The sequence below is a fragment of the Micromonospora sp. NPDC048894 genome (assembly GCF_040649765.1).
Classification (GTDB): domain Bacteria; phylum Actinomycetota; class Actinomycetes; order Mycobacteriales; family Micromonosporaceae; genus Micromonospora; species Micromonospora antibiotica.
The window spans coordinates 261,597-285,562 of the sequence record NZ_JBEZFY010000003.1 but is presented as its reverse complement, the minus strand read 5'-3'; the positions used below and the strand labels follow the sequence as shown (position 1 = coordinate 285,562).

The 23,966-nt window shown below is 73.2% G+C and carries 12 protein-coding genes; all 12 read left to right on the top strand.

What is annotated here, in order from left to right; translation table 11 throughout:
* Positions 1-528: 528 nt before the first annotated feature.
* The 12 genes from AB0C22_RS08340 to AB0C22_RS08285 all read left to right on the top strand — a co-directional run bounded on the left by AB0C22_RS08340 (position 529) and on the right by AB0C22_RS08285 (position 23,965).
* Positions 529-8,433 (top strand): SDR family NAD(P)-dependent oxidoreductase, encoded by a 7,905-nt coding sequence (locus tag AB0C22_RS08340; protein WP_357534235.1) that lies wholly within the window; start codon positions 529-531, stop codon positions 8,431-8,433.
* 52 nt (positions 8,434-8,485) lie between these two features.
* The gene (locus AB0C22_RS08335; protein WP_219462962.1) at positions 8,486-13,474 is read left to right on the top strand and encodes a type I polyketide synthase; all 4,989 of its coding nucleotides are present in this window, start codon (positions 8,486-8,488) and stop codon (positions 13,472-13,474) included.
* 59 nt (positions 13,475-13,533) lie between these two features.
* Positions 13,534-13,842 (top strand): acyl carrier protein, encoded by a 309-nt coding sequence (locus AB0C22_RS08330; protein WP_208566792.1) that lies wholly within the window; start codon positions 13,534-13,536, stop codon positions 13,840-13,842.
* A 2-nt stretch (positions 13,843-13,844) separates the two neighbouring features.
* Positions 13,845-14,669, top strand: a complete 825-nt coding sequence (locus tag AB0C22_RS08325; RefSeq protein ID WP_255598285.1) for an alpha/beta hydrolase — start codon at positions 13,845-13,847, stop codon at positions 14,667-14,669.
* A gap of 26 nt (positions 14,670-14,695) precedes the next feature.
* Positions 14,696-15,658, top strand: a complete 963-nt coding sequence (locus tag AB0C22_RS08320) for a sulfotransferase domain-containing protein (protein ID WP_219462966.1) — start codon at positions 14,696-14,698, stop codon at positions 15,656-15,658.
* An 89-nt stretch (positions 15,659-15,747) separates the two neighbouring features.
* Positions 15,748-17,577: a hypothetical protein gene (locus tag AB0C22_RS08315; RefSeq protein ID WP_357534466.1), complete on the top strand. Its 1,830-nt coding sequence runs from the start codon at positions 15,748-15,750 to the stop codon at positions 17,575-17,577.
* 191 nt (positions 17,578-17,768) lie between these two features.
* Positions 17,769-18,764 carry a PHB depolymerase family esterase gene (locus AB0C22_RS08310; RefSeq protein ID WP_357534233.1) on the top strand — a complete coding sequence of 332 codons (996 nt, stop codon included), beginning with the start codon at positions 17,769-17,771 and terminating at the stop codon, positions 18,762-18,764.
* A gap of 83 nt (positions 18,765-18,847) precedes the next feature.
* A complete protein-coding gene (locus tag AB0C22_RS08305; protein WP_219462968.1) occupies positions 18,848-20,008 on the top strand; it encodes an ABC transporter ATP-binding protein in 1,161 nt (386 codons plus the stop codon).
* Positions 20,005-20,832, top strand: a complete 828-nt coding sequence (locus tag AB0C22_RS08300; protein WP_307799143.1) for an ABC transporter permease — start codon at positions 20,005-20,007, stop codon at positions 20,830-20,832. Before AB0C22_RS08305 ends, AB0C22_RS08300 begins: the two co-directional genes overlap by 4 nt.
* A gap of 60 nt (positions 20,833-20,892) precedes the next feature.
* The gene (locus AB0C22_RS08295) at positions 20,893-21,750 is read left to right on the top strand and encodes a 3'(2'),5'-bisphosphate nucleotidase CysQ (RefSeq protein WP_357534231.1); all 858 of its coding nucleotides are present in this window, start codon (positions 20,893-20,895) and stop codon (positions 21,748-21,750) included.
* On the top strand, positions 21,747-22,661 hold the full coding sequence (gene cysD / locus AB0C22_RS08290; RefSeq protein ID WP_208566797.1) for a sulfate adenylyltransferase subunit CysD: 915 nt from the start codon (positions 21,747-21,749) through the stop codon (positions 22,659-22,661). Before AB0C22_RS08295 ends, cysD begins: the two co-directional genes overlap by 4 nt.
* Positions 22,661-23,965, top strand: a complete 1,305-nt coding sequence (locus AB0C22_RS08285; RefSeq protein ID WP_357534229.1) for a GTP-binding protein — start codon at positions 22,661-22,663, stop codon at positions 23,963-23,965. Before cysD ends, AB0C22_RS08285 begins: the two co-directional genes overlap by 1 nt.
* The last annotated feature ends 1 nt before the right edge of the window (position 23,966 follow it).

Sequence of the window (23,966 nt, the reverse complement as noted above, 5' to 3'; positions counted from 1 at the left end):
CGAGGCGGGAGCCCGGGTGACCGACACCCCGCCCCCGACCAGGGATTCTAATGATCGAAGCCAATCTCACCTCGCCTCACGAATGCCATATCAAATCGATGGGTAATGACGGCAAGAATGCCGATACGGATCTTTAATGTTCACCGCAATCCATGGCAAGGCCCGTTCCACATCGTGGGATGCGCGGCGAGTTGATCTCTGCTACCAGGAGGTTCTCGATCAGCAGAAAACAGTTTGGAAATAAACCCGCAAATGAACTGGCAACTCACCGTGGCACGATCTGGCGACAGCGTCGGCTCACCGGCCGACATTTTGCCTGGTGACCCCGAGGGCATATCCGGTAGCCTTGGTAGGAAATCTTCACTGCGGCGGCTCCGACGGTTGGATTTAACCGGGATGTAACTGAGCCACACTAGATTGTGACTCAGCGCGACATTGACTGCCGCAAATCAGAACCGCGCTCGCTGGCGTTCGGCCGGCAGATCCCCCCGTCACCACGCGATCCTTCGCGACCGAAGTGGGAGCCCGATGAGTAGCGCACCGTACACGCGTGACCTGATCCTGGTCGTCAATCCTGTCGGCGTCCTGGAACCCGGCCCACGGATCACGGCCGCCACCACCGCCGGTGGTGGGCGCGGCATCATCGACCTGGCCGCCGGCGACGACTGGTCGTTACGGGCACTTACCCGGGCGGCGAACTGGTCGGCCGACCCGATCGGCATCCGGGTGCCCGCCGGCTGCCGGGCCACCCCCGCCGACGTGGCACGCGCCGCGGCCGGCCGGGTGGATCTGGTCGTGGTCGAGCCGGCGAGCCCGTGGCCGCTTGCCGAGATCACCGGGCACCACCGGGTGCTCGTGGAGGTCACCAGCCGGGCCGAGGCGCACGCCGCAGCGGCGGCCGGGGCACACGGGCTGATCGCCCGGGGAATGGAGGCCGGCGGCCGGGTCGGCGAGCTCAGCTCGTTCGTCCTGCTCCAGCAGCTCGTCGCCGACGACACCCTCGACCTGCCGGTCTGGGTGGCCGGCGGGATCGGCCCGCGGACCGCCGGCGCCTGCCTGGTCGGCGGCGCGGCCGGCGTCGTCCTGGACACCCAGCTCGCCCTGATGCCCGAGTCGGAACTCCCGGCCGACGTCCAGGCCGTGATCCGGCGGATGGACGGCTCGGAAACCGTGCTGCGCGACGGGGTCCGGGGCATCCGCCGGGGCGGGCCGCACCAGGCCGACGCCGAACTGCTCCCCGTCGGCCAGGACGGCTGGCTGGCCGCCGCCTTCGCCGACCGCTGGCCGGACACCGCCGCCGCCGTACGCGGCATGCGCGCGGCGATGCTCGACGCCGTCGACGGCCCGGACGCCGCCGACCTGCTCCAACCCGGTGCGCCCCTGGCCGAGGCCCTCGGGGTGCGGGTGCCCGTCGCCCAGGGCCCGATGACCCGGGTCAGCGACGAGGCCGCCTTCGCCGCCGCCGTCGCCGACGGCGGCGCGCTGCCGTTCATCGCGCTCGCCCTCAACTCCGCCGACCAGTGCCGCCGGATGCTCACCGAGACCGCCGCCCAGCTCGGTGACCGCCCGTGGGGCGTCGGGGTGCTCGGTTTCGCCCCCGAGGAGCTGCGCGCCGCCCAACTGGCGGTCATCCAGGAGATCCGGCCCGCCTGCGCGATCATCGCCGGTGGCCGCCCACCGCAGGCCCGCGCCCTGGAGGAGCAGGGGATCAGCACCTTCCTGCACGTGCCCTCCCCCGGCCTGCTGCGCCAGTTCCTGCGCTCCGGCGCCCGTAAGTTCATCTTCGAGGGCGCCGAGTGCGGCGGGCACGTCGGACCCCGGGCGAGCTTCCCGCTGTGGGAGGCCCAGCTCGCGGTGCTCGACGAGCACCTCGACACCGACCCGGCCGCCGGCGCCCAGCTCCAGGTCTTCTTCGCCGGTGGGGTGCACGACGCCCGGTCGGCCGCGATGGTCGCCACGATGGCCGCGCCGCTGGCCCGCCGGGGCGCCCGGGTCGGCGTCCTGATGGGCACCGCCTACCTGTTCACCGCCGAGGCCGTGACCCACGGCGCGGTCCAGCCGTTGTTCCAGCGTGAGGCGCTCACCGCCGAGCACACCGCGCTGCTGGAGACCGCCCCCGGGCACGCCACCCGCTGCCTGCACACCCCGTTCGTCGACGACTTCCACCAGTTGCGCAACCAACTGGAGGGCGCCGGGGCGGAGAACCGCGAAGTGTGGGAACAGTTGGAGCTGCTCAACGTCGGCCGGCTGCGGATCGCCAGCAAGGGCCTGCGCCGCTCCGGCGACGTCGTCGAGTCCGTCGACGAGAGCGTCCAGGCCAGCGACGGCCTGTTCATGGCCGGCCAGGTCGCCGTACTGCGCAACACCGCCACCACCGTCGCCGCGCTGCACGACGAGGTGACCACCGAGGTACGCGGCTTCCACGCCGACCGGCTCGACGCGCTGCGGGCCCGGCTCACGCCGCCGACCGCCGACCTCGACGAGTCGCCCGCCCCGCTGGACATCGCCATCGTCGGGATGGCCTGCATGCTGCCCGGCTCCCCCGACCTGGACAGCTTCTGGCGTACCGTGCTCAGCGGTGTCGACACCGTCACCGAGGTGCCGGCCGACCGCTGGGACACCGACCACTACTACGCCCCCGAGGTCGGTCCGGGGCAGACCGGCCGGATCAGCGTCTCCAAGTGGGGCGGGTTCATCGACCCGGTGCCCTTCGACGCCATCGGCTACGGCATTCCGCCGGCCGCGCTGAGCAGCATCGACCCGACCCAACTGCTCGCCCTGGAGGTCTCCCACCGGGCGCTGGTCGACGCCGGTTACGCCTACGACGCCCCCGGCGCGGACCACGCCCGCACCGGCGTGGTCTTCGGCGCGGAGGCCGGCAGCGACATGGGACACGCGCAGACCCTGCGCACCATGCTCCCGGCGTACCTCGGTGAGGTGCCCGAGCAGATGCAGGAGCTGCTGCCCACGGTCACCGAGGACAGCTTCCCCGGCGTGCTGGCCAACGTGATCGCCGGCCGGGTCGCCAACCGGCTCGACCTGGGCGGGCCCAACTACACCATCGACGCGGCCTGCGCCTCGTCCCTGGCCGCGATGGACGCCGCGTGCAAGGAACTGGTCGCCGGGGACAGCGACCTGATGATCTGCGGCGGAGCCGACCTGCACAACGGGGTCAACGACTACCTGATGTTCACCTCGGCGCACGCGCTGTCCCCCACCGGCCGGTCGCGCCCCTTCGACAGCACCGGTGACGGGATCGCCCTCGGTGAGGGCGTCGCCTGCGTCGTACTCAAACGGCTGGCCGACGCCGAACGCGACGGCGACCGGATCTACGGCGTGATCAAGGGGCTCGGCGGGGCCAGCGACGGGCGGGCCCTCGGCCTGACCGCGCCGCGCCCCGACGGGCAGCGCCGGGCCCTGGACCGGGCCTACCACCGCACCGGCATCTCCCCCCGGGAGGTCGGGCTGGTCGAGGCGCACGGCACCGGCACGGTGGTCGGCGACCGCACCGAACTGGAGACGCTGACCCGGATGTTCGTCGAGTCCGGCGCCGAACCGGGCAGCTGCGCGCTCGGCTCGGTGAAGTCCCAGATCGGGCACACCAAGTGCGCCGCCGGCCTGGCTGGGCTGATCAAGGCGACGCTCGCCCTCTACCACGGCGTCCGGCCCCCCACCATCCATCTGGAACGACCCAACCCGGCCTGGCACCCGCAGCAGAGCCCGTTCGCGTTCTTCACCGAGGCCCGCCCGTGGCCGGTGCCGGCCGCCGAGCGGATCGCCGGGGTCAGCGCCTTCGGCTTCGGCGGCACCAACTTCCACGTCGTGCTCAGCGCCTACCCCAACGCGGCGGAACCCCGGCACGCGCAACGGATCTGGCCGGCGGAGCTGTTCTGCTTCCGGGGCACCGACCGGGCCGCCGCCCACCAGGGCGTCCGGCAGCTGCTGGAGAGCCTGGCCGCCGACGGGACCGGCAACCGGTCGGGTCGGCTGGCCGAGCTGGCCGCGTCGGTCGCCGCCAAGGCCGCCAACCGGCCCGGGACGACCCAGGTCGCGGTGGTCGCCCGCGACCTGGCCGAACTGGAGACCCTGCTGCACCGGGCGCTGGCCGGCGAACACGACCCGGTCCGGGGCCTGGTCCAGCCGACCGGGGTCGACCCGGTCGGGCCCGGTCAGCTGGCGTTCCTCTTCCCCGGCCAGGGCAGCCAGCGCCCCGGCGCGCTGGCCGAACTCTTCGTCGCCTTCCCCGAGCTGCGGCACTACCTCGAACTCGACCCGGCCGCCGCGGAGCTGCTCTTCCCGCCGGCCGCCTTCGACCAGGACTCCCGCCGCGCCCAGGACGACCGGGTACGCGACACCCGGACCGCCCAACCGGTGCTCGGCATCGGCGGTCTGGCCATGGACCACCTGCTGCGCAGGCTCGGGGTCCGCCCCGACATGACCGCCGGCCACAGCTACGGCGAACTCGTCGGCCTCTGCGTCGCCGGGGCGTTCGACGCGGCCACCCTGCTCGACCTGAGCCGGGAACGGGCGGCGGCCATCCTCGGCGCGTGCGGTGAGGACCCGGGCACCATGGCGGCCGTCACCGCCACCGCCGACCAGGTCGCCCAGGTGCTCGCCGGGGCCGGCCTGACCAGCGAGGTGGTGCTGGCCAACCGGAACGCGCCGCAGCAGGTGGTGGTCTCCGGCCCGACGGCGAAGGTACGGGCGGCGGTGGTCGCGCTCAAGGAGGCCGGCCTGTCGGCCCGGACCATCCCGGTGGCCTGTGCCTTCCACAGCCCGGTGGTCGCCGGGGCGGTGGAGACCTTCGCCGAGGTGCTCGCCGCCCGGCCGATCGCCGAGCCCCGGATCCCGGTCTGGTCGAACCTGACCGCCGCCCCGTACTCCGGTGACGCCGGCCAGGTCCGGCACCACCTCGCCGAGCAGATCGGCGCACCGGTGCGCTTCGTCGAGCAGGTCGAGGCGATGTACGCCGCCGGCGCCCGCCTCTTCGTCGAGGTCGGCCCCGGTCAGGTGCTCAGCCGGCTGGTGCAGGCGGTCCTCGGCGACCGGCCGCACCGGACCGTCGCCTGTGAACGCGGTCCGTCCGACGGGCTACGCGGATTCCTGATCTCGGTGGCCGAACTCGCCTGCGCCGGCGCACCGGTCCGCCCCGACTGGCTCTTCCACGGGCGGGTCGCGGACGACACCACCACCACCGCTCCGAGTCGTCGTCCGCTGTGGACGGTCGACGGTCAACTCGTCCGGGACCAGCACGGCAACTGTCTTCCCGGTGGCATGACCCCACCCCGACGGATCAAGGAGTTGTCGATGACCCCCGCCAACGGCACCGCCACCACCCCCGGCACCGCCACCGGCACCGTCCGCGCCCCCGAACCGGTGACCGTCCGCGAAGTCCGGACCGTCACCGTCCCCGAGCCGGCGGCCGTCCGGGACATCCGGGGCGAGCTGCTCAGCGAATACCTGCGCACCACCCGCGAGATGATCGCCACCCAACGCGACGTGATGCTCGCCTTCCTCGGCGACTCCGGTGACGGCGGCGGTCGGGTGGGCGGGCAGCCCACCGAGACGTACCGGGTCGAGCAGTACCCGGCGCTGCCGGCCGGCCCGGCCCCGACGCCCACCCCGGCCCCGGTGCCCGCCCCGGCGGCGACGCCCGTGGCGACGCCCCGACCCTCGGTGACGCCGGCGGTGGCTCCGCCTCCCACCCCGACCCCCCGGGCCGTGGCGGCTCCGGCAGCGATGCCCGCCGTGGCGGCGTCGAACGGCGGCACGGCGCTGGCCACCGCGCCGGTGATCGAACGGCCCGCGCCGGTCACCCCGGACCTCGTGCCCTCCTTCCCCACGGTCGGTGGTGTCGTCCCGGCTGCCGCCCCGGCGGGCGTGGTCGTGGCTCCGGCCGGGCCGGGCATCGCCGAGTTCCAGCAGGCGATCCTGGCGGTGATCAGCGAGCGCACCGGCTACCCCGTCGACCTCATCGAACTCGACCTCGACCTCGAAGCCGACCTGTCCATCGACTCCATCAAACGCGCCGAAGTCGCCGGCGAGGTCGCCCAACGCCTCTCCCTCAGCGTCGAAGGTGACGAGAGCGAACTCGAAGACCTCGTCAAGGCCCGCACCGTCCGGGCCATGGTCACCTGGCTCGACGAGAAGATGAGCGGCACGGTCACCGCCACCGCCACCCTGACCGCCGCGCTGCCCTCCGGCGACCAGGTCGGCGTGACCGCAGCGGACTTCCAGCAGGCGATCCTGGCGGTGATCAGCGAGCGCACCGGCTACCCCGTCGACCTCATCGAGCCCGACCTCGACCTCGAAGCCGACCTCTCCATCGACTCCATCAAACGCGCCGAAGTCGCCGGCGAGGTCGCCCAACGCCTCTCCCTCAGCGTCGAAGGCGACGAGAGCGAACTCGAAGACCTCGTCAAGGCCCGCACCGTCCGGGCCATGGTCACCTGGCTCGACCAGAAGATGAGCGGCACCATCCACGTCTCGTCCACCACGACCGGCCCGCTGGCGGCCACCCCCGCCGGGGCGCTCCCCGCCGCCCCGGTGGCGCTGCCCGCCGCCGCCCCGGCCGGGCCGGTCGCGCCCGCCGGTGCCAGCCTCGCGGACTTCCAGCAGGCGATCCTCACCGTCATCAGCGAGCGCACCGGCTACCCCGTCGACCTCATCGAACTCGACCTCGACCTCGAAGCCGACCTCTCCATCGACTCCATCAAACGCGCCGAAGTCGCCGGCGAGGTCGCCCAACGCCTCTCCCTCGCCGTCGAAGGCGACGAGAGCGAACTCGAAGACCTCGTCAAGGCCCGCACCGTCCGCGCCATGGTCACCTGGCTCGACCACAAGATGAGCGCCACCGTCACCGTCACCCCGACGGTCGCCGTCGCCGCCGCACCGCCCGCCCCGGCGACCGTCGCCGCACCGGCCGCCGTCGCCGCCCCGCCCGCCGCACCGCCCGCGCCGACCGAGGTCGGGGTGGGGATCGCACCGAAGCGACTGGTCGCCCGGGAGAGCACCCAGGCCGGCCAGCAGCTCGACCCCGCCACCACGCTCACCGGAATGCGCTTCCTGATCACCGGGGGCGGCCCGGTCGGGGCGTACCTGGCCGAACTGCTCGGGGCCCACGGTGCCGGCGGCCAGCTGGGAGTGCTCGACAGCGAGCAGGCCGACCAGGGGTTCGACGGGGTGCTGGTGCTCGACGGGTTGACCAACCTCGACGAGCCGCTGCTGCCCGACGTGTTCCCGCTGTTGCAGCGGGCCCTGGCCGCCGGGCCGCGCTGGCTGCTCGCCGCCGGGGCACAGGACGTCACCGGCGCGGCCGACGGCATGCCCGGCCTGTTCCGCACGATCGCCCGGGAGTACCCGGGGCTGACCGCCCGCTTCGTGGCGGTCGACCCGGCCGCGTCGCCGGAGGTCCTCGCCCGGCAACTCCTCGACGAACTGCTCACCGCCTCCGACGCCCCGGTGGTCGCCCGACGCGGCACCGACCGGTACGTCGCCGACCTGGTCCCGGTCGAACTGGGCGCGCTGGCCGCCGGGGGTGCCGGACCGGCCGGTGACGGGGTCTCCGAGGCGGCCGCGATCGGCCTGGAACGCGACTCGGTGGTGGTGCTGATCGGTGGGGCGCGGGGCATCACCCCGTGGTTCGCCCGGGCGCTCGCCTCCGCCACCGGCTGCCGCATCGAACTGGTCGGCCGTACCCCGTTGCCGACCGGACCCCAGGACCCGGAGCTGGCCGCCGCCACCGACCGCGCCGCGCTCGTCGGTGTGCTGGCCCGGCGCGGGTCGTCCTCGCCGGCCGAGATCTCCCGCACCGCGCAGGCGATCCTGGCGGCCCGGGAGGTGACCGCGACCATCGCCGAGCTGACCGAGCTGGGCGGTGAGGTCCGCTACCACGCCCTGGACGTCCGGGACGCGGCGGCGACCAGCGCGCTGCTGGCCGGCATCCACGCCGAGTACGGCCGCCTCGACGGCGTGGTCTACGCCGCCGGGATCATCGAGGACAAGCTGATCGCCGAGAAGGACCCGGCGTCGTTCACCCGGGTCTTCGACACCAAGGTCGACGGGGCGCGGGGCCTGCTGGCCGGCCTCGACGCGTTGCCCACCGCGCCGCGGTTCCTGGTCTTCTTCGGCAGCATCGCCGCCGCCTACGGCAACCGGGGCCAGGCCGACTACGCGGCGGCCAACGACGCGCTGGACGCCATCGGCACCCGGTACGCCGCCCGGACCGGGGTGCGCTGCGTGACCGTCCACTGGGGTCCGTGGGCCCCGGGCGTCGGCCACGGCGGCATGGTCACCGCCGAACTGAGCCGGGAGTACGCCCGGCGCGGCATCGGCCTGATCGACCCGGAGGAGGGCGCGCTGGCCCTGCTGCGCGAGCTGGCCTGGGCCGACCCGTCGGTCACCTCGGTCGTCTACACCGCCTCCGGGTGGTGAGGGTGTCGATGCCTCGTCCCGCCCCCACCCGCCCCATCCGTCGGAGGAACCGATGAACAACGGCGCCGCTGCGCCCGGCCAGATCGCGATCGTCGGGATGGCCGCCCTGATGCCCTCCGCCGGTGACCTGGAAAGCTACTGGCGCAACCTGATCGGCGGGGTCGACGCGATCACCGACGTCCCCGCGCACCGTTGGGACGAGGAGTTCTACGACCCGGAGCAGTCCCACCGGGCCGACCGGATGTACTGCCGGCGCGGCGGGTTCGTCGACGAGTACGCCACCTTCGAGCCGCTGCGGTTCGGAGTGATGCCGGCCTCCGTCGGCGACATCGAGCCGGACCAGCTGATCACGCTGGAGGTGGCCGCCGCGGCGATCGACGACGCGGGCGGCGGCGACCGGCTCCCGGCCCGCGACCGGATCGGCGTGATCCTCGGCCGGGGTGGCATCCTCAGCCCCGCCCAGGCCCGCTACGCCCAGCGGGTGCGGATGTCCAGCCAGGTCGTCAGCATCCTGCGGGAGCTGATCCCCGATGTCGACCCGGCCCGGTTGGAGCTGCTGCGCAAGAAGTTCGACGAGCGGCTCGGGCCGTACCAGCCGGAGGGGACGATCGGTCTGGTGCCCAACCTGGCCGCCTCCCGGGTGGCCAACCGGCTCGACCTGCGCGGCCCGGCGTACACCATCGACGCCGCCTGCGCCTCGTCGCTGATCGCCGTCGACCAGGGCATCACCGAGCTGGTCAACGGTCGGCTCGACGCGGTGCTCGCCGGTGGCGTGCACCACGTCCACGACATCAGCTTCTGGTCGGTGTTCAACCAGCTCCGGGCGTTGTCCCGGCAGGGGGAGATCCGGCCGTTCGACGCCGCCGCCGACGGCCTGCTGATCGGCGAGGGCACCGGTGTGGTGGTGCTCAAGCGGTACGCCGACGCGGTGCGCGACGGCGACCGGGTCTACGCGGTGATCCGGGGCAGCGGGGTGTCCAGCGACGGCAAGTCGGCGAGCATGTTCAACCCGGCGGTCTCCGGTCAGGTGCTGGCGATCCGCCGGGCCTGGGAGGCCGCCGGGCTCGACCCGACCGCCCCCGACGCGTTGGGGCTGCTGGAGGCGCACGGCACCGGCACCCCGACCGGGGACGCCGCCGAGCTGACCACGGTGGCGGAGGTGTTCGGCCCGTACACCGGTGGGCCGCGTCCGGTGATCGGCTCGGTGAAGTCGATGATCGGGCACACCATGCCGGCCGCCGGGGTGGCCGGCCTGATCAAGGCCGCGCTCGCCGTGCACCGGGGGGTGCTGCCGCCCACCCTGCACTGCGAGACGCCGCGCAAGGAGATGGCGGCGACCCGGTTCGCGCCGATCGACACCGCCCGGCCGTGGGAGAGCGACGGGCCGCGCCGGGCCGGCGTCAACGCGTTCGGGTTCGGTGGGATCAACGCCCACCTGATCATCGAGCAGGCCCCGGTGTCGGTGGGCGAGCCGGTGGTGGGGCTGACCGCCCCGGCCGCCGGCCGGGCCGTCGTCGACGAGCCGGACCAGGTGCTCTGGCTGGCCGCGTCGGACCCGGCCGGGCTCGCCGACCTGCTGGACCGCGACGACCAGGAGGTACGCCGGATCGGCGTCGAGCTGGCCGCCCGCTCCGGCGGGGAGGCCCCGCCGCAGACCCGGCTGGGCATCGTCAACCCGACGGACAAGCTGCTCGCGGTGGCCCGCAAGACGGTTGCCCGGGGGCAGGCGTGGCGGGGCGGGCGGGACATCTGGTTCAGTCCCCGGCCGCTGCTCGGCCCGGGGGCGGGCAAGCTCGCCTTCGTCTTCCCCGGCCTGGAGGCGGAGTTCGCCCCCCGCACCGCCGACCTGGCCGCCCACTTCGGCCTGCCGGACCGCGAGTGGTCCGCCGCCGACCTGGGCCGGCACGGCGCCGGCCTGATCGAGGTGGGCAAGCTGCTCGACGACGCCCTGGCCCGGATGAGCGTACGACCCGACGCGGTCGCCGGGCACAGCATCGGCGAGTGGACCGCCGCCGCGGTCAGCGGCCAGATCAGCACCGCCGCGATGGACGAGTTCCTCGACCTGTTCAACGCCGACTCGGTGGAGGTCTCCGGCTACGTCTTCGCCGCCGTCGGGGCCGGCGCGGACCGGGTCGCCCCGCTGCTCGGCGACTACCCGGGGGTGGTCCTGTCGCACGACAACGCTCCGGCGCAGTCGGTGGTCAACGGGCCGGAGCCGCAGGTCGACCGGCTCGTCGAGGCGCTGCGTACCCGCAACATCCTGTGCCAGAAGCTGCCGTTCCGGTCGGCGTTCCACACCCCCGCCTTCGCCGACGGGCTCACCTCGATCGGTGCCGCCCTGGGCCGCTGGGAGGTGCACCCGACCCGGATGCCGGTCTGGTCGGCGACCCTGCACGCGCCGTTCCCCGCCGACGAGGAGGAGGTCAACCGGATCTTCGTCCGGCACATGATGGAGCCGGTCTGGTTCCGGCAGACCGTGGAGGCGATGTACGCCGCCGGGTTCCGGGTGTTCCTCCAGGTCGGCGCGGGGCAGCTCGCCTCGCTGATCGGGGACAACCTGCGCGGGCGCGACCATCTGGCGATGCCGGTGAACACCGCGCACCGCAGCGGGTTGAACCAGCTGCGCCGGGTCGCCACCGCCCTGTGGGTGGAGGGGGCCTCCCCGGATCTGGGCGCGCTGACCCCGGCCGATCGGACGGCGGCCACGACGCAGCGCCGTACCCCGGATGCGGCCGGCACCGACGGCCCGGCGAAGCCCGGGGTGGGCACCGGCCGACGCGGTCCCCGGATGAAGCTCGACCTCGGCGGGCCGCTGGTCCGCCTCGGCGCGGACGCCGCCGGCCTGCTCGGCGTGACCGCGTCGCAGGACGCTCCGCTGTCCACCCCGGGCAACGGAAACGGCGCGGCCCGGCCGGCCGTGGTGCCCGCCACGGTCACCCGGCCGACCGCCGTGCCCGCTGCGGTCACCCGGCCGACCACAATCACCCCGCCGGCTGCCGTGCCCGCTGCGGTCGCCCGACCCGCCGCCGCACCGCCGCCGGTCACCGCACCGCCGCCGGCCGTGGCACCGACGGCCGCACCGGTCCCGGTCGCCCGGGTGGCCGGACAGCCGGCCGCCGCCACGCCGGCCGGTGCTCCGGCCGCCGCGCTGGACGCGCTGCACCGGCTCTCCGGCGGTTCCAGCGCCGCCGCCGAACTCGCCGCCCTGCTGCGGGAGAACACCCGGGGCACGGCCGACGCCCCGACGGCCACCGGTGGCAACGGCACCGCGACGTCGGCCCGACCCGCGACCGCCCCCACCGGGCGGCCACCCACCACGCCGACCGGGATGCCGCCCACCACGCCGATGGCGAAGACGCCCACCGTGCCGACGGCGCAGACCGCCACCGTGCCGACCGGCAACCGGCCGGTGACGCCGGCCGCCCCGGTCCGCCCGGCGACCGTCGCAGCGGTCGGCGCGGAGATCGGTCGGATCACCCGGCGGATCTCCCTGGAAACCATGCCCTACCTGCTGGACCACTGCTTCTTCGTGCAGCCCGACGACTGGCCGGACCCGGAGGACCGGTGGCCGGTGGTGCCGGCGACCGCCCTGGTCGCGCACATGATGGAGGCCGTGGAGCAGCTGGTGCCCGGCGTCCCGGTGGTGGCGGTGCACGACGCCAAGTTCAACCGGTGGCTGATCGCCGAACCGGCCACCGACGTGGAGATCGTGGTCCGCGCGGCCGGCCCGAACCGGTACGCGGTCGCCTTCGCCGGGTACGCCCGGGCGACCATCGAGGTCGGCACGGCGTACCCGACGCCGCCGCCGGTCTGGACCCACGACCCGGCCACCGAACGCCCGCCCACCCTCGGCGCCGCCGAGATGTACGCGGAGCGGCTCATGTTCCACGGCCCGCAGTTCCAGGGCGTGACCGAGGTGCACGCGCTCGGCGACATGCACGTACGCGGCATCGTCACCGCACCGGTGCCCCCGGGTGCGCTGCTGGACAACGCCCTGCAGCTCATCGGCAACTGGCTGATCACCACCCAGCCGTTCCGGACCGTCGCGCTGCCGGTCGGTCTCGGCCAGGTGCGGTTCTACGGTCCGCCACCGCCGGCCGGCCGGGCGTTCGAGTGCGTCGCCCGGGTCCGCGTCATCGACGACGGCAAGCTCGTCGCCGACACCCAGCTCAGTTACCAGGGCCGGGTGTGGTCGGAGATCGAGGGGGCGGTGGACCGGCGGTTCGACAGCCACCCGCAGGCCCGGGTCGCGGAACGGTTCCCCGAGCGGCACCCGATGTCGCTGTTGCAGCCCGAGGGCTGGACGATGGCCTTCGACTGCTGGACCGACCTGGTCACCCGGGGCATGGCCGCCCGGGGCATCCTCGGCGGGGCCGCCTACGCCGAGTACGAGCGGCACCCGGCCAAGACCCGCAAGCAGTGGATGCTGGGTCGGATCGCGGCCAAGGACGCGGTGCGGGCCCGGCTCTGGGAGGACGGCCACACCGACATCTACCCGATCGAGCTGACCGTCGGCAACGACCCCGACGGCCGGCCGTGGGTGCGTGGGCGGCCCGGCCGGGGCCTCGGCGACTGTGACGTCTCGCTGGCGCACTGCGCGGAGATCGGGGTGGCGATCGCCCGCCGCCGGGCACCCGACGCGGTGCCCGGGTCCCCCGGCGTCGGCATCGACGTCGCGGAGGTCACCGAGCACCCGGAGAGCACCTTCACCTTCGCCCTCACCCCGGCCGAGCTGACCCTGCTGACCTCCCTCGCCGGCACGGACGTCGAGGCCCGGCGGTTGTGGTTCACCCGGTTCTGGGCGGCCAAGGAGGCGGTCGCCAAGGCCGAGGGCACCGGGCTGGACGGCTCGCCGCGCCGGTTCCGGGTCTACTCGGCCACCGACGTCGGGATGACCGTCCAGATCGGCGGACGGGCCTACCGGGTCGGTCACCGGGACGTGGCCAACCCCGAGGACCTCCCGCCGCGCCGTTACGTCGTGGCCTGGACCTGGGGGCCGGAGCCGGCACCCGCCACCCCGCCCGGGGTGTCCCGGCCGTGACCCGGCACCCGGTGCGCAGCACCGCCCAACCCATCCGATCAGCAGAAGGAGCAACGATCATGCCCGCGGCCCAGGACACCATCCTCGCCGAGCTCACCGAGATGATCGACGCCGTACTGGGCGACTTCGCCGACGACCAGGTGGTCACCATGGACACCACGTTCTCCGGTGACCTGGGGATGGAGAGCATCGACGTGGTCGCGCTCGCCGGTCGGCTCCAGTCCCGCTACGGCGACACGGTGAACTTCGCCCACTTCGTCGCCAAGCTGGACCTGGAGACCGTCCGGGAGTTGAAGGTCGGCCAGCTCGTCACGCACATCGCCGAGTCGCTGGGGCAGGCCGACGAGGTCGGGGCGGGCAGCCGGTGACCATGGTCCGGGCGAACGGGATCACCCTGCACACGCAGCGGCTCGATCCCCCCGGTCCGGCCGTCGACGGCCGGACCGGGCCGACGCCGACCGCCGTGCTGATCCACGGGATGGCCTCGGACACCATGGCGAGCTGGTACTTCACCCTGGCCGAGCCGCTGTCCCGGGCCGGCTTCCCGACCGTCCTGTACGACCTGCGCGGCCACGGGCGCAGCGAGCGCCCCGCCACCGGGTACGCCCTGGACGACTTCGTCGACGACCTGGCGGAGCTGCTGGCCGCCCTGGACGTCACCGGGCCGCTGCTGTTGCTGGGCAACTCGTTCGGCGGGACCATCGCGTTCGGGTACGCCGCCCGGCACCCCGAACGGGTGGCCGGCATCGTGACCGTGGAGTCCGCGCCACCGGTCCCGGAGTGGATGCGCCGGGTCCGTGAGCGGCTGGCCCGGGTCGCCGACCGGCTGCCCCGGGCCGGGGCGGTCACCGAGATCGGAGCCCGGCGGGGCCGGGTCGCCGCCCAACGGGCCGCCGAGACGCACCGGATGCTCACCGACACCAGTCTGGCGCAGGAGTTGCCGGCGAGCCCGCTGCCGACGGCCGGGGCGCTGGCCGCGATCGACTGCCCGGTGCTCTGCCTCTACGGCGGCGACTCGGCGGTGGTGGAGCTGGCCCCGACGGTACGCGGGCTGCTGCCGCAGACCCGGGTCGTGGTGCTGCCCGACCAGCGGCACACGGTGCTGATCGACCGGCCGGAGGAGGTGCGCCGGCAGGTCTTCGCCTGGCTCGCCGAGGACTGCTCACTCGACGTGGCCCAACCCACCACAGCATGACGACGCGACACGCAGGAGGAGTACCGATGGACACCCCGATCACCGGCCGGTCGATCATCATCAGCAACGGTCGGTGCGGCTCCACGCTGCTGTCCGACCTGATCCACGAGGAGCCGGACACCCTGTCGGCCCAGGAGTTCTTCATGTCGGTCGCGCCGTGGGCGCGCAGTGCCGAGGTGCTCACCGGCGCCGAATACTGGGCGGTGCTGGCCAGCCCCAAGGCGGAGCTGTCCACGCTGTTCCGGATCGGCCTGCCGCCGAAGGAGGTCCGTTACCCGGCCACGGGCCGGTGGGCCGACCGGCTCACCGAGCTGCCCCGCATCCTGGCGATCACGCTGTCGAAGCTGACCCCCGACCCCGATGCGCTGTTCGACCAGCTCGCCGAGCGGGTGCCGCAGTTCCGCACCCAGACGGTGGCCCAGCACCACCACGACTTCCTGGATCTGCTCGCCGTGCTGACCGGCAAGACCCGGTGGGTGGAACGCTCCGGCGGCTCCAGCCACGTGGCGCCGTACCTGCTGCGGGGGTTCCCGGACTGCAAGGTCGTCTACCTGACCCGCAGCTGGGAGGACACCGCCCGGTCGATGAGCCGGCACTCGTCGTTCCAGCTCATCCAGTTGCGGGTGGAGTTCCTCGGCCGGTGCGGTCTGGACCCGTTCCGGGTCGGCGCGGACCAGGCGGTGCCGGAGGACCTCCAGCCGTACCTGCCGGACCGGTTGACCGCCGACGCGCTGCGCGAGCGGGGCCAGGACCTGCGCCGTTACCTCGGGTTGTGCGCCTTCATGAGCAGCCAGGCCGACCAGGCGCTGCGGGACGTGCCCCCGGCGCACCTGCTGCGGATGTCCTACGAGGACCTGGTCGCCGACCCGGTGGCCGAGCTGACCGGTCTCGGCCGGTTCCTGGACTTCCCCGACCCGTCCGGGTGGGCCGAGCGGATGGCGTCGCGGGTCGTCGCCCCGGCGCCCCGGAAGCTGCCCGCCGCCGTCTAGGCGGTCCCTGTGTGTCCCTGCCCGCTACCGGGTCCGGTCCGCCGGGCCCGGGAACGGGTGTCCACCTTCCTTCGAAAGAGAGATTGTTGGTGAATCCACTCCGGTTCTCCGCACGGCGGTTGTCGACCGCCGTCGCCGTACTCGGACTCGGGTCGGTGTTGGCGGTTCCCTCGGCGGCGCTCGGTGCGCCACTCGACGCCGCCGACCCCGGCAGCGCGGCCAGCGCGGCCGGCGCGCAGCAGAGCAGCCCGCAACTGCTCGCCAAGGCTCAGCCGGACGAGTGCTTCGCCGGGATCGGGCTGCCGTACCCGGCCGGGCCGCCGTGCGCCGAGGGCAAGACCAAGGTCAACCAGGCGTACCTGTGGGGGATGACCCGGGTCGGCAAGATGCTGTGGTTCGGCACCGGAGCGAACGTCAACTGCCTGACCAGTGGGCGGGCCCTGCGCAACACCACCCCGACGGTCAACGACGACTGGGTCTGCGAGTACGGCGAGAGCCAGGTCGCCAAGCGCAACCCGCAGTTGCCGCCGATCCTCGGTGACCACCGTCAGCCGCGCCTGTACACCTATGACACCCGCGCCAACAAGCTGACCGAGAAGACCGACCTGGTGAAGGCGGCCTCCACCGAGGACTCGAACCGGTTGCAGACCACTGCGGGCATCCGGGCGGCCGGCAGCTTCAACGGGGTGGCCCTGCTGGGCGGCCCGGCGCTGGGCACCAGCGTCAACCTGTTCGCGTTCGACACCGACACCGGCGCGTTCCTCGGCTCCCGCAACTTCCCCATGTACGGCAACATCCGGCACTTCACGGTGGCCGGTGACGCCCTGTACGCCGGGGTGGGTGTCGGGGCCAACGGGGGTGAGCGCGGCAACGTGCTGCGCTGGACGGGCAGCAAGTCCGACCCGTTCGCGTTCACGGTGGTGGCGAACCTGCCGGCGCAGGCCGCCGACCTCACCGTCCACCAGGGGCGGCTGTTCGTCACCACCTGGCCGGGCTCCGACGCCGAGCTGGCCGGCCCGACGGCTGGTTCGGCCGCCCCGCCGCCGAGCATCGCCGCGGTCTGGATGAGCCCGCTGCTGGCCTCGGGCGCCCCGGGGCTCAACCCGGAGGACGCCGACGGCTGGCAGCAGGTGTGGAACGTGTCGGAGTACGAGCCGGACCCGGTGGTGGCCCGCGCGTACGCCCTGGGTGGCCTGGCCTCCTACGGCGGTTTCCTGTACTGGGGCACGATGCACGTGCCGATGAAGGCGACCACGGTGCACATGTCGACCTACCCGCCGGTGGACGAGGCGGCGGCGCAGGCCACCATCCAGAACACCCAGCGGTCGATCAGCATCTACCGGGGCCGCAACTTCGGCTCCCACTTCGAGAAGGTCGAGCTGCTGTACGGCGCGACCGAGCTGCCCGCGTTCGACCCGGCGGCCAACAACGGGGTCGGGGCGTGGGCGTTGCAGCCGACGCACCAGACGCCGAAGTTCGGCCCGCCCGGTTTCGGTAACCCGTACAACAACTACACCTGGAAGATGGTGGTGGCCGGCGGGAAGCTGTACGTCGGCACGATGGACTGGAGCTACCTGGCCAAGGAGCTGGGCAAGGAGACCGCCGCCGAGTTGGGCCTGTCACCGGCGTTGGCCGACGACCTGGCCCGGGCGCCGATGGACGCGGCCGGGATGCGCTCCAGTGCCCTGCCGGAGGCGGTATACGGCGGTGACCTGTACGCCTTCTCGTCGCCGACGAAGCCGGCGACGACGGTGGACAACACCGGGTTGGGCAACTACCTGAACTACGGCATCCGCAACATGGTCGCCGACGGTCCCACCCTCTATCTGGGGATGGCGAACCCGATGAACCTGCGGGCGGACCCGACCGACGACGTCCCCGAGGGTGGTTGGGAACTGCTCCGGCTCCGGGGCTACTGAGCTGAGGCGTCGGCCCGGTGACCGCGTCGTCGCCGGGCCGGCGGCCTCCGCCGTCCCTTGCCCAATCCTGGCGCGTCCCTGACGTTGCTCGAACATTCCCGGGCGAAAGTATTGATATGATGCCTTTTACCGTTTTTCGCCCTGAAGTCGGGCAGCACTCCGCCCGGCCGGGCCGGTCGGCTCGTCGGCTCGTGGGGGCGCTCGCCCTGCTCGTCGCGCTGACCGCCCCCGCCGGATGCAGCCCCCGCCGCGAGGACGCCACGCCCACCGGCGGCACCACCCCGCCCGCCAGCGCCGCACCCTCCGCCGACGCCCGGCCGGACGTCGCCGTCGGCAGCTCCACGCACACCATCACCGTGGACGGGCGGGAACGCAGCTACCGGCTCTACCGGCCCGCCTCGGCCGACCTCAGCGGGCCGGTCCCGCTGGTGGTGATGCTGCACGGCGCGGCCGGCACCGGCGAGCAGGCCGAGCAGGCGTACGGCTGGACGGCCCAGGCCGACCGGGACGGCTTCCTGGTGCTGTTCCCGGACGGGCTGAACCGGGCCTGGGCCATCGGTCCACAGTGCTGCGGCGCACCCGCCCGGGAGGGCGTCGACGACGTCGGCTTCATCACCGAACTGGTCACCACCGTCGGCCGGGAGCTGCCGGTCGACCCGGCCCGCCGCTACGTCACCGGGATCTCCAACGGCGGGCTGCTGGCGTACAAGCTGGTCTGCGACACCACGACGTTCGCCGCGATCGGCGCGGTGGCCAGTACCCTCACCGGGCAGTGCGCCGATCCGAAACCGGTCTCGGTGCTGCACATCCACGGCCGCCAGGACCAGACCATGCCGTACGCCGGTGGCCCCGGCCGCCGGGACAACGGCGGCACCGGCCGCAACCCGGTCAAGATCGACGGTCCGCCCACCACCGAACTGGCCGCCCGCTGGCGCTCCGTCGACTCCTGTGGCGCACCGAAGGTGACCACCGACGGGCCGGTCACCCGCACGACGGCGAACTGCGCCCAGGGCCGCGCCGTCGAGCTGATCACCGTCGCCGACGCGGGACACCAGTGGCCCGGCGGACGGCCCAACCCGCCCCGGGCGGAGAAACTGCTCGACCTCGATCCCCCCTCCACCGCGCTGAACGCCACCGACACCATCTGGCGGTTCTTCGCCGCGCACCCCCAGCCCTCCGGCGGCTGACGGCACCACCACCGGCCCCGGCTGCTGACGGCACCACCCGCCGGCCGGGGTCGGTACCCGCACCCCACAGGACAGGAGTTGAGATGCCCAGCAGAGACGGGCCGGCAGTGGTCGAGGTCGACGACCTCGTCAAGCGTTATCCCCGCGCGGACACCAACGCGGTGGACGGGCTGTCGTTCACCGTCGCGCCGGGCGAGATCTTCGGGCTGTTCGGGCCGAACGGGGCCGGCAAGTCCACCACCGTCGGCATCCTGACCACCCGGCTGCGGGCCACCGGCGGCCGGGTGGTGGTCGGTGGGGTCGACGTGGGCCGGGACCCGGCCGCCGCCCGCGCCCAGCTGGCCGTGGTGCCGCAGCACAACAACCTGGACCGGGCCCTGACCCCCCGGCAGAACCTGGTCTACCACGCCACCTACCACGGGGTACGACGTCGGGAGGCGCAGGCCCGCGCCGCAGAGCTGCTGGAGCGGTTCGGTCTCACCGAACGGGCCGACCGGCGGATCGAGGCGTACTCGGGCGGGATGGCGCAGCGGTTGATGATCGCCCGGGCGCTGACCCACGAGCCGACGGTGCTCTTCCTCGACGAGCCGACCAACGCCCTCGACCCGCAGACCCGCCTGTTGATCTGGGGGCAGCTGCGCGAGCTGCGGGCCCGCGGGGTGGCGATCGTGCTGACCACCCACGCGATGAACGAGGCGGCCCGGGTGGTCGACCGGGTCGGCATCGTCGACCACGGCCGGCTGCTCACCCTCGACACCCCCACCAACCTGGTCCGGGGCCTGGCCGGGGACGCGCTGCTCGACCTCACGGTCACCCCGGCCGGCGGGGACGACCCGGACGCGCTCTGCGCCGCCCTGGGCGAGCTGACCGGCGTGCGCAAGGCGGAACGGCTGGCGACGCCGACCGGCCCGCCCGGCGGGCGACCGGGCGGGCTGGCCGGTGTCGGTGCGGGTGGTGCCGCGATGTTGGCCGCGCTCGCCGCCGGTGGTGGTGGGCGGCCCGGTGGCGGCCGGTTGGCCGCCCTGGCCGGGGCGGGTCTGCTGGGGCGCGGCGGCGGCGCTGCGGGCAACGGCGGCCGGGGCCGGCTGCGCATCCGCCTGCACCTGGCCGGCGATGCCGCCACCCTGCTCGGCCCGGCGGTGGCCGCGCTGGCCGCCCGGTCGGCGGCGGTCAACGCGGTCGACATCAGCGAACCCAGCCTGGAGGACGTCTTCATCGAACTCACCGGAAGGCAACCGAGGTGACCGCTCTCGACACCCCGACCCCACTGCGCCCGGCCACCGAGCCGCGCTCCCGCCCCGGCACCGGGCGGGTGTTCGCCGCGGTGCTGCGCCGCGACCTGATGGTCACCGGCCGGGAACTGTGGGTCATCCTGGTGCAGGTCGGGTTGACGCCGCTGTTCATGCTCTTCGTCTTCGACACCGTCCTGGGCAGCCAGGGCCTCGTCGGGCGCGGCTTCGCCGACGTCTTCCTGCCCGGCATCATCGCGCTGGCCGCTCTCACCACCGCGTTGCAGAGCGTGGCCCTGCCGCTGGTGAAGGAGTTCGGCTTCACCATGGAGATCGAGGACCGGTTGATGGCGCCGCTGCCGACCGGGTACGTCGCGATCGGCAAGCTGGTGATCGCCACCATCCGGGGGCTGCTCGCGGCCGTGCTGATCTATCCGCTCGGGGCGCTGATGGTCGGTTCCGCGCCGTGGCGGCCGGCGGGGCTGCCGCTGGCGTTCGTGGTGGCGCTGCTCGGGGCGTGGATCGGCGGGGCGATCGGGATGAGCCTGGCCACCACCCTGCCGGTGCAGCGGATCAACGTGACCTTCTCGGTGATCCTCACCCCGATCATCTGGACCGGCTGCATCCACTACCCGTGGCCCCGGCTGTCGTCGGTGCCCTGGTACCAGGTGGTCACCGCGCTCAACCCGATGACGTACGTCTCGGAGGGGGTGCGCGGGGCGTTGCTGCCCGGCGTGCCGCACCTGCCGGGGTGGGTGTGCCTGACCGTGCTGACCGGGGTGGCCGTCGTGCTGACCTGGGTCAGTGTCCGCTGCTTCAACCGTCGGGCGATCCAGTGACCAGCCGCGCCCGGCACCGCACCCGCACCACGCCCGTTCCCGACAGGTCGAGGAGTTGCCATGGTTGACCCCACCATCGCCGAATCCGACGCGGCGCTCGCCCGCCGGCTCGCCGTCCTCGCCGGTGAACTGCTGCTCCGGGTACGTGCCACCCACGGTCACGCCGATCCCGCCGCGTTGAAGGCCGCCGGTGACCGGGCGTCGCACGACTTCCTCCGGGCCGAGCTGGCCCGGTGGCGGCCCGCCGACGCGGTGTTGTCCGAGGAGGACGAGGGCTCGCGGCTGGTCGACGGCGGGGACCCGGTGTCCCGCCGGACCGCCGACCGGGTGTGGATCGTCGACCCGTTGGACGGCACCCGGGAGTTCTCCGAGCCGGGGCGTGCCGACTGGGCGGTGCACGTGGCGCTCTGGGCCCGCGACGCGGCCACCCCGCACGGGTTGGTCGCCGGGGCGGTCGGGTTGCCGGCGCAGAGTCGGGTGCTGGCCACCGACGATCCCACCGCACCGCCGCCCCCGCCTGGCGGGGTGATCCGGCTCGCGGCCAGCCGCAGCCGTCCCCCCGCGTTCCTGGCCGCGCTGGCCGAGGAGGTCGGCGCGGAACTGGTGCCGATGGGTTCGGCGGGGGCGAAGATCGCGGCGGTGGTGACCGGTGAGGTGGACGCCTACATCCACGCCGGCGGCCAGTACGAGTGGGACTCCGCCGCACCGGTGGCGGTGGCCACGGCCGCCGGGTTGCACGCGTCCCGCATCGACGGTTCCCCGCTGACCTACAACGAGGCGGACCCCCGGCTGCCCGACCTGCTGGTCTGTCGCGACGAGCTGGCCGAGCCGCTGCTGGCCGCGCTGCGACGGCAGCTGGCCGGCACGGCGGTCCCGTCCGGTTCCCCCGTCCCCCACCCCGGAAAGGACCCGAGATGAGCAGCGGATCGGCTGCGTACCAGGTCTCCCAGCTCGACGAGCTGGAGGCGGAGAGCATCTTCGTGATGCGTGAGGTGGTCGCCGAGATGGAGCGGCCGGTGCTGCTCTTCTCCGGTGGCAAGGACTCGATCGTGATGCTGCGTCTGGCGCAGAAGGCGTTCGCCCCGGCCGGCATCCCGTTTCCGGTGATGCACGTCGACACCGGGCACAACTTCCCGGAGGTGCTCGACTACCGCGACCGGCGGGTGACCGAGTTGGGTCTGCACCTGATCGTGGCGAGTGTCCCGGAGGCGCTCACCCGGGGCCTGGTCCGCGAGTCCGGTGACGGGATGCGGAACCGGATCCAGACGCCGGTGTTGTTGGACGCGGTGGAGAAGCACCGGTTCGACGCGTTGTTCGGTGGGGCGCGGCGGGACGAGGAGAAGGCGCGGGCGAAGGAGCGGGTGTTCTCGTTCCGGGACGAGTTCGGGCAGTGGGATCCGAAGAATCAGCGGCCGGAGTTGTGGTCGTTGTACAACGGTCGGCATCATCCGGGTGAGTCGATCCGGGTGTTTCCGTTGTCGAACTGGACCGAGTTGGACATCTGGCACTACATCGCGCGGGAGCGGGTGCCGTTGCCGTCGATCTACTACGCGCACGACCGTGAGGTGATCGAACGCGACGGCATGTTCTACGCCGTCAACGAGTTCTTCACCCCCCGCGCCGGCGAGGAACCCTTCACCGCCCGGGTGCGGTACCGCACCGTCGGCGACGCGTCGTGCACCGCCGCCGTCCGCTCCGACGCGGACACGGTGGAGAAGGTGATCGACGAGGTGGCCGCGACGCGGATCACCGAGCGGGGTGCGACCCGGGGCGACGACCGGGTCAGCGAGGCCGCCATGGAGGACCGCAAGCGGGAGGGCTACTTCTGATGAGCACCGACATGCTGGCACCGGCCGGTTCCCCGGCCGAGGCCCGACCGATGGACCTGCTGCGGTTCGCTACCGCGGGGAGTGTGGACGATGGTAAGTCGACCCTGATCGGTCGGTTGCTGTATGACACGAAGTCGTTGTTCACCGACCAGTTGGCGGCGGTGGAGGCGGTCAGCGCGGCCCGGGGTGACGAGTACACCAACCTGGCGTTGCTCACCGACGGTCTGCGGGCCGAGCGGGAGCAGGGCATCACCATCGACGTGGCGTACCGCTACTTCGCCACCCCCCGGCGCAAGTTCATCATCGCCGACACCCCCGGGCACACCCAGTACACCCGCAACATGGTCACCGGCGCGTCCACCGCGGACCTCACCCTGGTGCTGGTGGACGCCCGTAAGGGCCTGGTGGAGCAGTCGCGGCGGCACGCGTTCCTGTGTTCGCTGCTGCGGGTGCCGCACCTGGTGTTGTGCGTCAACAAGATGGACCTGGTCGACTACTCCCAGGACGTCTTCGAGCAGATCGCCGACGAGTTCACCGCCTTCGCGACCAAACTCGACGTGCCCGACCTGGCGGTGATTCCGGTGTCGGCGTTGCAGGGTGACAACATCGCCACCCGCGCCGACACCATGCCGTGGTACGAGGGTCCGTCGCTGCTGCACCACCTGGAGCACGTGCACATCGCCTCGGACCGCAACCTGGTCGACGTCCGGTTCCCGGTGCAGTACGTGATCCGCCCCCAGTCGACCACGGTCACCGACTACCGGGGCTACGCCGGGCAGGTCGCCTCCGGGGTCCTCAAGCCCGGCGACGAGGTGATGGTGCTGCCGTCCGGCTTCACCAGCCGGATCGCCTCGATCGACACCGCCGACGGCCCGGTCGACGAGGCGTTCCCCCCGATGTCGGTCACCGTCCGCCTCGACGACGAGATCGACGTGTCCCGGGGCGACATGATCTGCCGGCCGAACAACACCCCGACCGTCTCGCAGGACATCGAGGCGATGGTCTGCTGGATGGACGAGACCCGCCCGTTGGAGGTCGGCGGCCGGTACGTCGTCAAGCACACCACCCGGACGGCGCGCGCCATCGTCCGCGAGCTGCACTACCGGCTCGACATCAACACCCTGCACCGGGACGAGAGCAGCACGTCGCTCGCGCTCAACGAGATCGGGCGGATCCGGTTGCGGACCACCGTGCCGTTGCTGGCCGACGACTACCACCGCAACCGCACCACAGGCGGTTTCGTCATCATCGACGAGACCACCAACCGCACCGTCGCCGCCGGCATGGTCATCCAGCGGGACTGAC

Bases quoted from the DNA above. Each gene is read 5' to 3' on its own strand.
- cysD (WP_208566797.1), top strand. From the start codon at position 21,747: ATGAGCAGCGGATCGGCTGCGTACCAGGTCTCCCAGCTCGACGAGCTG.
- AB0C22_RS08305 (WP_219462968.1), top strand. From the start codon at position 18,848: ATGCCCAGCAGAGACGGGCCGGCAGTGGTCGAGGTCGACGACCTCGTC.
- AB0C22_RS08335 (WP_219462962.1), top strand. From the start codon at position 8,486: ATGAACAACGGCGCCGCTGCGCCCGGCCAGATCGCGATCGTCGGGATG.
- AB0C22_RS08295 (WP_357534231.1), top strand. From the start codon at position 20,893: ATGGTTGACCCCACCATCGCCGAATCCGACGCGGCGCTCGCCCGCCGG.
- AB0C22_RS08330 (WP_208566792.1), top strand. From the start codon at position 13,534: ATGCCCGCGGCCCAGGACACCATCCTCGCCGAGCTCACCGAGATGATC.
- AB0C22_RS08320 (WP_219462966.1), top strand. From the start codon at position 14,696: ATGGACACCCCGATCACCGGCCGGTCGATCATCATCAGCAACGGTCGG.
- AB0C22_RS08285 (WP_357534229.1), top strand. From the start codon at position 22,661: ATGAGCACCGACATGCTGGCACCGGCCGGTTCCCCGGCCGAGGCCCGA.
- AB0C22_RS08325 (WP_255598285.1), top strand. From the start codon at position 13,845: ATGGTCCGGGCGAACGGGATCACCCTGCACACGCAGCGGCTCGATCCC.
- AB0C22_RS08340 (WP_357534235.1), top strand. From the start codon at position 529: ATGAGTAGCGCACCGTACACGCGTGACCTGATCCTGGTCGTCAATCCT.